This window comes from Brevibacillus thermoruber 423 (genome assembly GCF_000454065.1).
Classification (GTDB): Bacteria; Bacillota; Bacilli; order Brevibacillales; family Brevibacillaceae; genus Brevibacillus; species Brevibacillus thermoruber.
In genome coordinates this window covers 194,922-208,289 of record NZ_KE695652.1, presented here as the reverse complement: position 1 = coordinate 208,289, position 13,368 = coordinate 194,922, and the positions used below count along the sequence as shown (strand labels likewise).

Annotated in this window: 15 protein-coding genes; 7 read left to right on the top strand and 8 right to left on the bottom strand. The window is 59.0% G+C overall.

Going from position 1 to position 13,368, the window contains the following annotated elements; genetic code table 11:
* Positions 1-6: 6 nt before the first annotated feature.
* Positions 7-1,350: an acetyl-CoA carboxylase biotin carboxylase subunit gene (locus M516_RS0115555; protein WP_029099930.1), complete on the bottom strand. Its 1,344-nt coding sequence runs from the start codon at positions 1,348-1,350 to the stop codon at positions 7-9.
* A gap of 273 nt (positions 1,351-1,623) precedes the next feature.
* Here M516_RS0115555 and M516_RS0115550 point away from each other — a divergent pair, with 273 nt between their 5' ends.
* Positions 1,624-2,091 carry an N-acetyltransferase gene (locus tag M516_RS0115550; protein ID WP_029099929.1) on the top strand — a complete coding sequence of 156 codons (468 nt, stop codon included), beginning with the start codon at positions 1,624-1,626 and terminating at the stop codon, positions 2,089-2,091.
* Between the two features lie 78 nt (positions 2,092-2,169).
* On the opposite strand, the gene M516_RS0115545 is transcribed toward M516_RS0115550, so the two are convergent.
* The 3 genes from M516_RS0115545 to M516_RS0115535 all read right to left on the bottom strand — a co-directional run bounded on the left by M516_RS0115545 (position 2,170) and on the right by M516_RS0115535 (position 4,553).
* Positions 2,170-2,802: an RsfA family transcriptional regulator gene (locus tag M516_RS0115545; protein ID WP_029099928.1), complete on the bottom strand. Its 633-nt coding sequence runs from the start codon at positions 2,800-2,802 to the stop codon at positions 2,170-2,172.
* A gap of 147 nt (positions 2,803-2,949) precedes the next feature.
* The gene (locus M516_RS0115540) at positions 2,950-3,708 is read right to left on the bottom strand and encodes an enoyl-CoA hydratase/isomerase family protein (protein WP_029099927.1); all 759 of its coding nucleotides are present in this window, start codon (positions 3,706-3,708) and stop codon (positions 2,950-2,952) included.
* Between the two features lie 467 nt (positions 3,709-4,175).
* Positions 4,176-4,553, bottom strand: a complete 378-nt coding sequence (locus M516_RS0115535) for a Spx/MgsR family RNA polymerase-binding regulatory protein (protein WP_035289925.1) — start codon at positions 4,551-4,553, stop codon at positions 4,176-4,178.
* Between the two features lie 217 nt (positions 4,554-4,770).
* Between M516_RS0115535 and M516_RS0115530 the strand changes: the two genes are divergently transcribed.
* Complete coding sequence (locus M516_RS0115530; RefSeq protein ID WP_029099925.1) at positions 4,771-5,475, top strand: helix-turn-helix transcriptional regulator; 705 nt, start codon at positions 4,771-4,773, stop codon at positions 5,473-5,475.
* Between the two features lie 208 nt (positions 5,476-5,683).
* Positions 5,684-5,950 carry a DUF2626 domain-containing protein gene (locus M516_RS0115525; protein WP_029099924.1) on the top strand — a complete coding sequence of 89 codons (267 nt, stop codon included), beginning with the start codon at positions 5,684-5,686 and terminating at the stop codon, positions 5,948-5,950.
* A gap of 48 nt (positions 5,951-5,998) precedes the next feature.
* On the opposite strand, the gene M516_RS0115520 is transcribed toward M516_RS0115525, so the two are convergent.
* Positions 5,999-7,120 carry a class I SAM-dependent methyltransferase gene (locus M516_RS0115520; protein ID WP_029099923.1) on the bottom strand — a complete coding sequence of 374 codons (1,122 nt, stop codon included), beginning with the start codon at positions 7,118-7,120 and terminating at the stop codon, positions 5,999-6,001.
* A 120-nt stretch (positions 7,121-7,240) separates the two neighbouring features.
* Here M516_RS0115520 and M516_RS0115515 point away from each other — a divergent pair, with 120 nt between their 5' ends.
* Positions 7,241-8,314 carry a coiled-coil domain-containing protein gene (locus M516_RS0115515; RefSeq protein ID WP_029099922.1) on the top strand — a complete coding sequence of 358 codons (1,074 nt, stop codon included), beginning with the start codon at positions 7,241-7,243 and terminating at the stop codon, positions 8,312-8,314.
* Positions 8,315-8,474: 160 nt separating this feature from the next.
* Here the strand turns inward: M516_RS0115515 and M516_RS0115510 are convergent, their stop codons facing one another.
* Positions 8,475-9,122 carry an MBL fold metallo-hydrolase gene (locus M516_RS0115510; RefSeq protein ID WP_029099921.1) on the bottom strand — a complete coding sequence of 216 codons (648 nt, stop codon included), beginning with the start codon at positions 9,120-9,122 and terminating at the stop codon, positions 8,475-8,477.
* Positions 9,123-9,186: 64 nt separating this feature from the next.
* Between M516_RS0115510 and M516_RS0115505 the strand changes: the two genes are divergently transcribed.
* Positions 9,187-9,684, top strand: coding sequence for a hypothetical protein (locus M516_RS0115505; RefSeq protein ID WP_029099920.1), 498 nt, complete (start codon positions 9,187-9,189; stop codon positions 9,682-9,684).
* Positions 9,685-9,753: 69 nt separating this feature from the next.
* Here the strand turns inward: M516_RS0115505 and M516_RS0115500 are convergent, their stop codons facing one another.
* Complete coding sequence (locus M516_RS0115500) at positions 9,754-10,200, bottom strand: hypothetical protein (RefSeq protein WP_029099919.1); 447 nt, start codon at positions 10,198-10,200, stop codon at positions 9,754-9,756.
* 179 nt (positions 10,201-10,379) lie between these two features.
* Here M516_RS0115500 and M516_RS0115495 point away from each other — a divergent pair, with 179 nt between their 5' ends.
* On the top strand, positions 10,380-10,859 hold the full coding sequence (locus M516_RS0115495) for a DinB family protein (RefSeq protein WP_029099918.1): 480 nt from the start codon (positions 10,380-10,382) through the stop codon (positions 10,857-10,859).
* Positions 10,860-11,211: 352 nt separating this feature from the next.
* Here the strand turns inward: M516_RS0115495 and M516_RS0115490 are convergent, their stop codons facing one another.
* The gene (locus M516_RS0115490; protein WP_029099917.1) at positions 11,212-12,543 is read right to left on the bottom strand and encodes a PhoH family protein; all 1,332 of its coding nucleotides are present in this window, start codon (positions 12,541-12,543) and stop codon (positions 11,212-11,214) included.
* A gap of 196 nt (positions 12,544-12,739) precedes the next feature.
* Between M516_RS0115490 and M516_RS0115485 the strand changes: the two genes are divergently transcribed.
* Positions 12,740-13,348, top strand: a complete 609-nt coding sequence (locus tag M516_RS0115485; RefSeq protein ID WP_029099916.1) for a YhcN/YlaJ family sporulation lipoprotein — start codon at positions 12,740-12,742, stop codon at positions 13,346-13,348.
* The last annotated feature ends 20 nt before the right edge of the window (positions 13,349-13,368 follow it).

The following is a 13,368-nucleotide window of genomic DNA, read 5'->3' as shown; positions in this document are numbered from 1 at the left end:
CTCTCCTTACGTCGTTTTCTCTTTCCGCTCTTCCACAAAGCGCGTGGTGTACGCGCCCCGCCGGAATGCTTCGTCGCCCAAGACCTCCAGCAAAAACGGAATGTTGGTCTTGATGCCGGTGACCTCAAACTGCCGCATCGCTTCCTGCGCCCGCCGTATCGCTTCTTCGCGGTTTGTGCCGGAGACGATCACCTTGGCGATCATCGGGTCGTAGAACGGCGTCACCTGCGTGCCGGTTTCCACGCCGTCGTCCACCCGCACCCCGTCCATTTGCGGCGGCCGGTAGAACGTAATCGTGCCGGGAGACGGCAAAAAGGTGACGGGGTCCTCGGCGTACACCCGCAGCTCGATCGCATGGCGCAGCGCCCTTACCTCCGCCTGCGCGACGGGCAGCGCGTTGCCGCGGGCGATCTCCAACTGCAGCGCGACCAGGTCGAGGCCGGTCATCTCTTCGGTGACGGGATGCTCTACCTGCAGGCGGGTGTTCATTTCCAGGAAATAGAAATTCTTTTTCCCGTCCATGATAAACTCCACCGTGCCGACGCCGGTGTACCCGACCGCCCTGGCAGCCGTCACGGCCGCTTCGCAGAGCCGCTGTCTCGCGAGCTCGTCGAGGAACGGGGACGGGCTTTCCTCCAGCACTTTCTGGTGGCGGCGCTGGATGGAGCATTCCCGCTCCAGCAGGTGAATCACGGTGCCATGCGCGTCTCCCGCGATCTGCACCTCGATGTGGCGGGGGCTTTCCACATACGCTTCCACGTACATGGCGTCGCTGCCAAAGTACGCCTTGGCCCTGCCCCTGGCCGACTGGTACGCCTGGCGCAGTTCCGCTTCGTCGCGGCACACCTGCATGCCGATGCCGCCGCCGCCCGCGCTGGCCTTGAGCATGACCGGATAGCCGATCCCGGCCGCCACCTTTGCCGCTTCATCCGGCGTGTTCACCGGATCCTCGCAGCCGGGCACCACGGGCACGCCCGCTTCCCGCATCACGCGGCGGGCCGTCAGTTTGTCCCCCATCTGCGCGATCACCTCGGGCGACGGCCCGATGAAGACCAGCCCTTCGTCGCGGCAGCGCCGGGCAAACGCGGCGTTTTCCGACAGCAGGCCGTAGCCCGGATGGACGGCATCCGCGCCGGTCTCTCTGGCGGCGGCGATGATCGCCTCCACGTTGAGATAGCTGTGCGGCACAGGGGGCGGCCCGATGTGGACGGCCTCGTCCGCTTCCCGGACAAACGGCAGGTCTCTGTCCGCCTCCGAGAATACGGCTACCGTCGCCACTCCCTGGGCCCGGCAGGTGCGGATGATCCGCCGCGCGATTTCCCCGCGATTGGCAATCAGTACTTTGCGCATGGCAACGCTCCTTTCCGCGACCAATCGTCCGCTGCTCGAAACCGCTTTCAACGCATGCGGGGCGATTGTTCGAAATTGTTTTGCTACTCTCTATTTTGCCATGAGACCGTCCATAGTTCTAGCTGAAATTTAAATTTCTTCCATGAGAGCGAATCCATTTCCTGGAGCTCCCTCGAAATCAACGCGAGAAAATCGCTCGGGGAGGAGGTTTTTGGTGTATAATGAAGGTAGGCCATGGAGGTTAGGCAATGCGCGTGAGAGGAGTGGCAAGCGATGTATGAAGTAAAACGTTTACGGATCAATTACAAGACCCTGGAGGAGTTTCAAAAATTCCGCGAATTTGGCCTGGAGGAGCTTTCCATGAAGGAAGACCTGGAGGCGAACATCGTGGAGAACGATTCGGAATCTCCTTTTTACGGGATCTACGACAACGATCTGCTGGTGGCGCGGATGAGCCTGTACAAGATCGACGGCAAGTACGACCGCTATTTCAAACCGGCTCAAGACTATTACGAATTGTGGAAACTGGAAGTGCTGCCCGATTACCGCGGCAAGGATTACGGCACTGCTCTGGTCAACCACGCCAAGAGCTTTGGTGCGCCCATCAAGACCAACTCCCGCTGTCGCGCCGACCAATTCTGGCTGAAAATGGGCTTCACGCCGGTCAAGTACAACCCGATCCGCGACCGCGGCGAGAACCCGTACGTCTGGCTGCCCGAAGGTGTCGGCCTGCAGGACTGAGGGCATTCGCGCCGTCCATCGCGTCGAAAACAAAAGAAGCGGTTTCGTCCGCTTCTTTTTTGTTGGCACGATTTGCACTCACTTTTCCACGCGCTCCAGGTTGCCGTTTTCATCCATTTTGAAAATCGCCTTGGGCGCCTCCTCTTCCTGCAGGAAAGCGAGCTTGCGGGCGCGGTCCATGATCTGCACGAGCGCCTTGTAGTCCTCGTTGACCCCCCGCACCTGCTCCAGCTCTTGTTTCATCCGGTCGTTGGCCTCTTTCAATTCTTTTATCTCCGCACTCTTTCCTTCCAATTCTTGTTCCAACTGCTTCAATCGGCGCACAATGTCCTTCTGGTTGGCCAAGAGCCGGATGACGGCTTCGATGTGCTGCTCGTCGTCCGCTTCCGCCGCGCCCTCTCCCTGCTGGATGTGGCTCCCCCGCTTGGTCGCGTACGCGGCCGAGTCGAGCCCGGTGTTTTGCGCGTTCAGCCGGCCCATTTTTTTCAACTGCTGCCGCTGGTTCTTGGCGATCGCGATCGCCGCGTCGTACCGCTTGCGCACGCAGCTGTTCCAGCGAAACCCGCAGGCAGCGGCCGTGCGGCCCAGCCGCTGCCCCACTTCTTCAAATGCGGCGAGCTGTGTCCCGCCCTCGCGAATATGGCGTAAGGTGACTTCCGCCAGCACCAGATCGTCGTCTTCCGTCCATGCATCTTGTCTGGAAGCTACCATGGATGATGTCCCTCCCGTTACCTTTAAAGGATGATGATGTAATTCATCCTATGCTTTTTCCTACTCTGGTAGAATCGCTTTCTACTAGAAAAAGTATGTCCAGACACGAAAGGGTTTAAACGGGAGGGCCCCCCGGAGGTCACGCCGCTAGTTTTTCCGTAGAAACCGCTGCACCGCGCGAACGTGATCGTCGCTGCCCCACAATCCGGCGCACTGGCTGACCTCGCTGCGGATGCGCTCGTCCAGGCTCAATCCGTCCCGCTTCCAGCGCAAAAGCTGCAGGTACGCCCGGATGCCGGCGAGCGGCTGAGCGGCGATCTCGGCGGCGAAGCGTTCCGTCTCCTCGCGCAGGCGATCCGGGGGATACACCGCGTCCACCAGCCCGCAGCGCTCCGCTTCCCGCGCGCTGATCCGCTTTCCCGTCAGCAGGAGCGCCAGCGCCTTGGACTCCGGCAGCTTGTCCAGCAAGCGCGACCCTCCGCCCCATCCGGTCGTGATGGAGAGGCCGATCTGGACAAAGCCGAGCATGGCCGTCTCGGCGGCGAAGCGAAAGTGACAGGAGACGGCAAACTCGCAGCCGCCCCCGATGGCGTGTCCGTTAATCATCGCAATGGTCGGTTTGCTGCAGCCGTCGATCGCGCCGAGCAGCCCGGCCACGCGGTCGAGAATCGGCTGCGCCTGTTCCCTCCCCCGGGCCTGCATGAACTGCCGCAGGTCGCCGCCGGAGACGAAACTGTCGCCCATGCCGGTAAAGACCAGGACCTTGACCGCGTCGTCCTCCTCGCACTCACTCACCGCCTGGCGCAGTTCATCCGCCATCTCCAGGCTGATCGCGTTGCGGACGTGGGGCCTGTTCAGCGTGATGAAGGCCACCCCCGCCCGTTTTTCCAACAAGATCGTTTCCATCCTTCCCCATCCCTTTCACCGTTTTTCCAGAGCGGAGCAGCACCCGAGCTGAACGCCCCGTCCCGGCAGGCCAAACGTTTTTGCCAACGAAGAAGCCCGCTTCTTCGAGCAGACTTCGCGAACTGCTTTCCTTCATTGTAATCCCGCCCGCCCAACGAAAAAAGAGGAGGGGTTTTCCCTCCTCTCCGTGTGCTGACAACGCAGCTGCTGGGGGAGAAGCACGTTTCCGGCATCCGCTCCGTGCTCGCCCAGCAATGGAGCATAGACTGCCCGCTCCGCACCGATTTGCGGGGGAGCGCCAAAGCCGCAACGCTGCGCAGCCCATTCAGAAGTGGCGCTCCTTTTTCCCGCAACTCGCTGCTCCGCTCGGTAGGGCTCACAAGTCGCTCTGCCTGGAAACATGCTTCTCCTCCGATACAATCGGTTTGTCTTCAGTCTGAGAGGAGGGGCGTTCCCTCCTCGTTCGCTTAGGCCAGCAGTTTTTGCATGGCCGACTGGTTATACCCGATGATGATGTTTTCCCCGTCGGTCAGAATCGGCCGCTTCAGGAGCTGCGGCTCTTCGCTCAGCATCTCCAAAAGCTCGCTGACCGTCATTTCGTTGATGTCCACTTCCAGGTTTTTGAATCGCTGGCTGCGCGTGGACAGGATTTCGTCCAGCCCGTTGGTGGTCTTTTTGATGATCTCCATCAGTTCTTCGGGCGTCGGCGGATTTTTAAACAAATGCCGCTCCTCGTATTTTACCCCGTGTTCCGCCAGCCACGCCTTGGCCTTGCGACAGGATGTACAGCTCGGGTAGGTGAAAAACGTCAGTTTTTGTGTACGAGTACGTTCAGCAACCGCCATTGTGTTCCCCTCCATCTCGCTCTATGTTCATTATACTATATAAAAGTTAGCTAATAAAAAAACCTTTTCTACTTCGGATTATAAATGCGGTGTTAACACTATGTCAATAGTATTAAATTTAAAAAATACGACGAACGCACGGCACACTCCAACCTTAACAACCGCGCGAAAATCGGCTAAACTAATGGTGATTTGTACTGTGAAAGGGGGGACCAGCGTGGATTGCGACGCTCAAAAGTTAACAAGCGCCTTGGCTGATTCCACCCGTTTTTCCATTTACCAGTTTGTTTCCAACAGCAAAGAGCCTGTCACCGTACAGGCCGTGGCCGAGCAGTTTTCCATCCATCCGAACGTGGCCCGGCTGCATCTGACCAAGCTGGAAGACGTCCATCTGCTTACCTCCTACTCCGACAAAAGCGGCAAGGGAGGGCGTCCCAGCCGTTTGTACGCGCTTTCCGATCAGGTGGTCAGCCTGCAATTTCCTCCTCGCGATTACCGGCTCCTGGCCGACATCGCCATCGAAAGCCTGCTTTCCCTGGGAGAGGCGGGGGAAGTCGCCCTCGTAAAAATGGGACACCGCATGGGAACGGAAATGGCCAAACGGGCGATGGCGGAAGTGCCGATCGACATGGAAAACGCTACGCTGGAAGAGAAGTTGTCCCACATCCACCGGCTCGTGGTGGCGCAGGGACTCAAACCGGAAATCGAACCGCTGCCGGACGGAAGTCTGCGCTTCCGGGTGTACAACTGCACGTTTTCCGAGACGGCCAAGCGTTTCCCCAGCTCCGTCTGCAAGATGCACAACGCCCTGTTGGCGGGGATATTTGAAACCTATTTTGGACACATTGAATTACAGGAAGACGAGTCCATGCTCAAAGGCTGCAGGTCCTGCACCTATACCGTGGTCCGTTTCCCCCGATGACGTCGACGAATCGCCCCAACACGGCTCGGTCGGCATCGGTTCAGCCCGCATCCGGCGGGTCAGGTATGCGGGACGCGGGCCGGATGCATGGGAACGGCTGCGTCAAAAAACCGTCATACCTTCCCGTTTACAGGCCTCTTCCTGTCCTTTATAATGGGGAAGGAATCTTGTAAATCTTGCCGAATCGCTGGAAAAAGGAGGGAAACAGATGGATCGCATGTATCGCGTACTCGGCTTCTGGACGCTGGCGATCGCGCTGATGGCGTTCTGGGGGCACCTGTACCCGATGGCTCTCTTGTTTTTCGGACTGACCGCCTTCTTCGTATCACTCAGCTACATGAATCTGACAGAACGGGTGTACTTGAACATTTTCTTCTGTTTTATGTTTGTCTCTTTCGTGGGCTTCACCTATTACACGTTCTTCGTCATGCCGGTGGGTCCGCAAGAGCACTCCATGCTGAACATGATCATGTAAAAAAAGATGCTCACCGTGAGCATCTTTTTTTTGTTTCCCCGTGGTATGCTAGGGCAAAAAGCGGAGCGGCACACCGTCCGGCATCCCTTTCGCCTGGACCAGCACGCGAAAGAGACCGCCCAGGCCGCCCGGGTAAATCAACTGTTGAATCGCCCGGTTCCGCTTCATCGCTTGACTCGTAAACGGATCCGTGTCCGCATGGGCGACCGCCTTTTCCAACAGGCCGCTTTTGATCAAAAAGCGGTCCTGCCGCATGTAGGCGAGCGTCTTCAGCCCCGCCCGCTCGCCTGCGCGCATCCATGCGGAAAAATTGACGTGGGCGGTGATGTCCTGCTCCCCCACGTGCACGTAGGGATTTTCGTGCGCCTGATGGCGGCGGTAGCACATCAGCGTACCCCGCTTCCGGGCGGGATGGTACAGCTCCTCCTGCACATCCCCGTAGTCCACGGTCAGCACGTACCCCTGCCTCAGCAGGCGGGACACGTCGGCGGCCGTCTGCTCCATCGCCGAGTTGACCTCGATCCGCATTCCCCGCGGCAGCGACTTGTCCACATCGCGCAGACACGCAGCCAGGGCGGGAGTCACTTCGCCGAGGACCTCGGCAAATCCGCCGTCTGCCTCCGTCACCCACACCTCCCGCCAGCCGTCAGCCGTCTTCTCCGCCACATGCACGGGAAAGGCGTCGAGCCACTCATTGGAGAGGATCACCCCTTCGACGCCTTCCGCTGCCGCCGCCTCCCGCAGACTGGAATACCAGCGCTTCTCCACCTCTGCCCCGCGCAGCGCCTCCTCCTGAAGCTGCCGGTGATACGGGCTCGTCTCGATCAGCACGAGGCGCATGTCCCGATACAGCTCGGGCACCGTCTCGCGCAGACGGCGAAGCATGTGGCCAGAGAGCGCGCCCGTTCCTCCGCCGATCTCCACCAGCGCCGGGGAGGTCCAGCCACCCGTCCGCCACATCTCGGCCACCACGTCGGCCAACGTCTCGGCAAAGACGGGATGAACCGTCGCGCTGGTAAAAAAATCGCCGTCCCTGCCCACCTTGGGGCGCGTCGACGTGTAATACCCGCCTTCCGGATGGTAGAGTGCCAGCTCCATGAACCGCGCAAACGGAATCGCCCGCCGCGGATGATTGCGTATTTCGTCCCGAATGATGGATGTAATCGTCATCTCTGTTCTCCCGCTATCCAAATTCAACCGTATAAGGCTATAATACGAAAAGAAGTCATAGAATGTGGAGAGAAAATGTTTTGTCCGTTTCTCCACCTCACGAAAACAAAAGGTGAAGCCATGCGTACAATCATGCTTTGCTTGCTGCTGCTGGCGCTGCCGTTGACCGCGACAGCCCGGGCGGAAGAGCCATTGCCCCTGGAACAGTTGATCTTGCAGCAGCATTTTACCCAAAAAGAACTGGAGCGCACACTGACGCTGATCAAACAGGAGGAAAGCCGGTTGAACGGGGAGATCGCCCAACTGGATCTGGATCTGCAGCGAAAAAAACTGGTGATGGAAGCGATGCGCCGACACGCCGGGGACGTCGCCAGAGCGTACTACACGGGAGAGCGGGCCAACCTGCTGACGCTGTTGTTTGATACGGAAAATTTCAATGATTTCCTGTTGTTGTTCGATTTCCTGCAAATCCTCTACGAACGGGACCTGGTGAAGCTGGAATCGTTTCAGAAGGAACGGGCCGCGATGGCGTCGATGCAGGCGGAGCGGCAAAACCGGCTGACGCTGCTCCAGAATCTGCGGCGGCAGTACGAGAAGCAGTTGGCGGACATGCTCGCGATCCAGGCGGAAAAGGAGAAAAACGTGCAGATGCTGAGCGACCCGACCAGCGTCCAGGCGCTGATGGACCACCTCGTCGCCGATTGGCGGGAGCGGGGACTGCCCGCCTTTCAAACGTTTTTCAACGAGCTGTCCGGCGTGATGTTCCAGATTTCCGAGCTGGCAACGCCGGAGCGCATCCAGTCCGACGGGCTGTTCACGCACACGCTGACGATCCGGCAGGATGAGTTTAACCGCTTCCTGGTGTCCAAAGACGAACTGTTCAAAAACGCGCACTTTTCCTTTGACAACAACCAGTTGATCGTGGAAGGCACGTACGACCAGGTACACATGCGGCTGGTCGGCACGTACGAGCTGATTTCGCCGAAAGCCTTGAAATTTCACATCAACGAGCTGTACTATGACGGGTTCGCCCTGCCCGCCTCGACGATTGAAGAAATGGAGAAAACGTACGACCTCGGATTTTACCCGGAGCTGATCTCCTCCAACATCCAGGTGCAGGGGATCACGATGGCCAACCAGGAGTTGAAGCTGCAGTTGAAGATCAACCTGCCGTTTGGTTTCGGGAAACAGTGATCGCCGCCGGGCCGCCCGTTCCAAACACGCTCCCGCCCTTCCATTCCCGGTCAGCGAATGAAAAAAGCCAGCTTCTTGAGCTGGCTTTTTCCTTATTCTGCCGCGACATGAGGTGTGCGCCCGTCTTCCGCGAAAGCGGCAGAGAGACAGCGAATCACGGTTACCGCAGCATGCCGGTCACATACGGGTTGTACAGCTTTTCCGCTTCGATCGTGGTTTTCGGACCATGCCCCGGGTAGACGATCGTGTCGTCATCCAGTTCAAACAATTTGTCCTGGATGCTGATCATCAGCGTCTCGAAGCTTCCCCCCGGCAGGTCCGTCCGTCCGATGCTTTGGGCGAACAGGACGTCGCCGCCGAAGCAATGCGGTCCCACCACAAACGAGCAGCTCCCCGGCGAGTGTCCGGGCGTGTGCAGGACCCGGATGGACAATCCGGCCAGCTCCAGCGTCTGCCCGTCGGCCAGTTCGTGCTCGGCCGGCTCGCAGACGATGGGTTCCGACAAGTTCCAGCGGGTCGAGCCATTTAGATCAGGATCGGTCAGCCAGCTCTGCTCCAGCGGATGGATGTAGACCGGTGCGCCGGTCAGGGCCCGCACCTGATTCAGCCCGCCGATGTGGTCCAGATGGGCATGGGTCAGCAGGACGGCGACGACGTTTTTTCCCTCCAGGGCGCGAAGGAGCGCTGCCGGTTCCATCCCCGGGTCGATGACGATGGACTCCCCGCTTGCCGGGTTGGTCAGAATGTAGGCGTTGGTTTGAAACGGCCCCAGTACGTACTTCTCGATGGTCAATTGCGGCTCGTTCATGGGTGAACCTCCTTTTTTTATGATACGATAGGGGTAAAACCCAGCGTGAAACGGAGTGAGACTCATGAAGCGCATGTACGGTGTGGACATGCAGGTACCGGCCGGCAAACGGCCCGGCTTCTATGCTCAAGTCATACATAAAATCGGGGATCATGTCAATGTGTTTGACCGCGACGGCCGACTGTTCATCGTGGAAAGCCCGCAAGAACGCGACACCTTGCGGGACCTCTTGCAAAAAGCGGGGATGCTGGGCGAAGAATTTACGCTCTGGCTGCTCCCCGAGGGAGCGGAAATCGCCCACCTGGACGACGTCGGATTCGTCAGTCACAACGAACACGCGTATCTCTACGCCGACCGCGTCGCCGCGTTTTCGCTCGACTCTTCTGCCGGCGAGGAACGTGACCGCTGGGCCGCCCTGGAGCAGTGCCGGGAACACGTGATCGGAACGCTCCCGCCATCGTCGTCCCGCCCCGCTCTGTATCTCGTGGACGCCAACCAGACCGACCTGATCGACGGAATTGCCCGCGCCTACCGGACGGCCGTCACGTGGTGGAACGAGTGAGACAAGCCCCTTGCAGGCAAAAAACCATGCGGCTTCCCGCTCGGAGCGAAAGCCGCATCAAACGCCTCGTCAGTGCTTCGGTCCCCTGACCTTTTGCCTGGGCTTGTGCGGAAAGTTGTCGCCGTTTACGTTTTGTTTCCACCCTTCCAGAATCTTCAGGAACGAGGCAAACAGCGGCGATCCGAAGACGGCGACAATCCCCCAGATCCAGGTGCCCACCTGCCACGGATCGTCGACAAAGGCGGATGGCGCACCGACGAGAATCAGCGCGGGATCAAGGCCGAGCAGACCGAAAATGACGCCGGCGGACACGACGGAGATCGTCAGATTGCAAAACTTTTTGTAGTGTGTCAGCCGGGCGGCGTGGTTGTGGTCTTCCAACCGGTCCTGTTCGGCCTCGTAGTCGGTGGCGAGGAACGGAACCACCGACTTGACGGCTTCCGTCACGCCGGCGGCCGCGCTGGACACCGCCGTGATGTAAATCATAAAGGAAATGGATGAATCCAGACTGACCATGTCTACTCCCCCCTCATTCATGTGTATGGGGGATAAGCCCGACGCATGACCGGCTTTCGCGCAGACCGTCTCGATGCCCGCGTGCCATGTGGAAGGAGCGTCATCGGCAGGTGTTTATCTGCAGGAAAGCGAATACAATGACACCGATGGCCAATTTTTGGGAAAGGTGGTATTGGCGCATGCACGACCACGCGTTTGTATGGAAGCAGTACGATCTGGTTCGCGGCATTACCCTGGCGGTCTTGAAGAAGGTCCCCGCGGAGCAGGCGGACATCGTTCCGGAGGGATTCGCCAACAACATCCGCTGGAATCTGGGACATATTCTGACCGTTCAGGAAAGCTGTATGTACGGTCTCGATTTTACACACCTGCCCGCCTCGTACAAAACGCTTTTCGGACCGGGCACGAAACCGGCGGACTGGCAGGGAGAGGTACCATCCCTGTCCGCATTGGCCGAACAGTTGGAAGAGCAGAAGGAGCGGATCAAGCGAACCTTCGGCGATCGGCTCCACCGGGAATTGGCGGAGCCGTTCGTCTTGCGAAGCGGCGCGCAGATGTCCACGCTGGGCGAGATGTTCGTCTTTTCGCTCTTTCACGAGGGGATGCACATCGGCACGATCAACGCGCTGAAAAAGGCGCTGGCCGTAACGCAACCATAAGGGAAGCGGTCCCCCTTTTTGCCCGGCGCTGCGTCCGGGCTTTTTTCTTTTCCCGAATCGTCCGCCCCGTCCAGCCGTCCGCTGAAAAACGAAAAACCGCTCCCAACAAGGGAGCGGCCGTGTCGAGCCCGTCTGCTCTGGGGTACTACCGGTTATTCTCTTTGGCACTTCAGCCTCCACGTTAGAGTCCGTTACCTAAAGAGCTCGGGTTCCGCCATTCCGACCAATGTCGACTGCATGATCATGAGCATCCACGGTTCTTCGCCTCCTGACAAGGCTTTTCGCCGTTGATCCATCAATCATCGGGCCCGACATCCTACAGTGTGCGCCGTTTTTTGTTTTCTATGCATCCCTACAGCAAATCGGCCGCCAACTGGGCCAGCACGCTGCGTTCCCCTTTTTCCAGCTTGATATGGCCGGCCAGCTTTTGGGCCTTGAACATCTCCACCACGTAGGTCAGGCCGTTGTTGCTTTCGTCCAGATAGGGGTGGTCGATCTGCTCCGGGTCTCCCATCAGCACGATTTTTGACCCTTCGCCGACCCGGGTCAGGATCGTCTTCACCTCGTGTTTGGTCAGGTTCTGCGCCTCGTCGATAATGATGAACTGACCGGGAATGGAGCGTCCGCGGATGTAGGTCAGCGCCTCGACCTGGATGCTTCCCATGCCGGCCAGGATCTTGTCCAGATCGCCCGGATGCTTGGTGTTGAACAAATATTCCAAATTATCGTAAATCGGCTGCATCCACGGCCGCAGTTTCTCTTCCTTTTCGCCGGGGAGGAAGCCGATGTCTTTCCCCAGGGGAACAATGGGTCTGGCCACCAACAGCTTCTTGTACGTCTGCAGGTCCTCGATCTGCAGCAGCCCCGCCGCCAGCGCCAGAAGCGTTTTGCCGGTTCCGGCCTTGCCCGTCATGGTGACGAGCGGAATCTCCTCCCGCAGCAGCAGTTCCATCGCCATGCGCTGCTGCACGTTGCGGGCGCGAATTCCCCAGACGGGATCGTCGTTCGTCACCAGCATCTCCAGCGTCCTGCCTTCCGCGTCCACCTTGCCGATTGCGGAGATCGAGGGATTGATTTCGTCTTTTAAAATCAGAAACTGGTGCGGATAAAACCGGGTGCGGGGAAAACAGGCCGACAGGTTCAGCTTGCGGGAGGCGTAGTAGGTTTGAATGATGTGGGAGGCCACCGTCAGCTTCTGGCACCCGGCGTAAATGCTGGAGTGCTCGACGACGCGGTCGGACAAGAAGTCTTCCGCTTTCAGGCCAAGCGCATCCGCCTTGACCCGCATCAGGGCATCTTTGCTGACGAGAATGACGGGACGGGGGGTTGGGGCCAGGTTTTCCTCTTCCTGCAGATTTAGCGCTACGGCCAGAATCCGGTTGTCGTTGGTAAATTCCGTAAACTGCTTCTGCAGCTTGTGAAGCGAGGAGTGATTCAACTCTACGCGAAACAGACCGCCTGTCTCCAGCGTAATGCCCTGATGCAGATGGCCCAGTTCGCGGAAACTGTCCAACAGCCTCGACACGTAACGGGCGTTGCGGCCAATTTCATCCATGTAGCGCTTTTTGGAATCAATTTCTTCCAACACCACGGCGGGCAGGACGATCTCGTTGTCCGCAAAGGAAAACATCGCCCGCGGATCTTGCAGGAGTACGTTGGTGTCCAGTACGTAGATTTTCTTCAAATTCTCGCCTCCTATTACCCATCTTCTCTATCGTATGCAGTTGGGGACCGGATGCTCTGCTGCCCGAACGCGATGTACTACAGTGTATGACGGGGGGTGGACGGATAGACGAGAGGCGGGGGAATGAAAACGGGGCGGGCAGAACACAATACGACTAACCATGCAGCCGTACTGCAGCAAACCAGGGAAAGGAAGTATGACCGTGAAACGGACAGCTATCTGTATGCTCAGCGTCAGCCTGCTCCTCTCCGCCTGCATGTCGAGCAACAAGCCGCCGGCCAACCAGGCGGCGCCGCAGCCCGGCCGCGCTGTGCCGGAAACGCAGCGCGTCCAGCAAACCGCCCCGTCCCCGGCCTACAACCAGTCGCCGCAGGCAACCGCCAACCGGCTGGTGCAGTTGGCCACGCGGGTGAAAAACGTCAATGACGCGACGGCGGTGGTCCTGGGCAAGTGGGCCGTCGTCGGCATTGACGTCAACGCCCATCTCGACCGGCCGGAAGTGGGCGTGATCAAATACTCGGTGGCGGAGGCGCTGAAAGAGGATCCCCAAGGGGCGAACGCCATCGTCACCGCCGACCCCGACATCGTGCAGCGGCTGCGGGAAATGGCCGCCGACATCCAGCGCGGCCATCCCGTGGCCGGATTTGCCGAAGAACTGGGTGACATCGTCGGACGGCTCATGCCGCAGTTCCCGCGCGACGTGAGAAAACGGGAAGAGACGCCGTCCAGGGAAAACGAGCAGCGGATCAACAAGAGCAGCAACGCCAAACCGCAGGGAAACGAAAAAATCCCGGTGAACCGCTGACCTCTGCCCCAAACAAAACA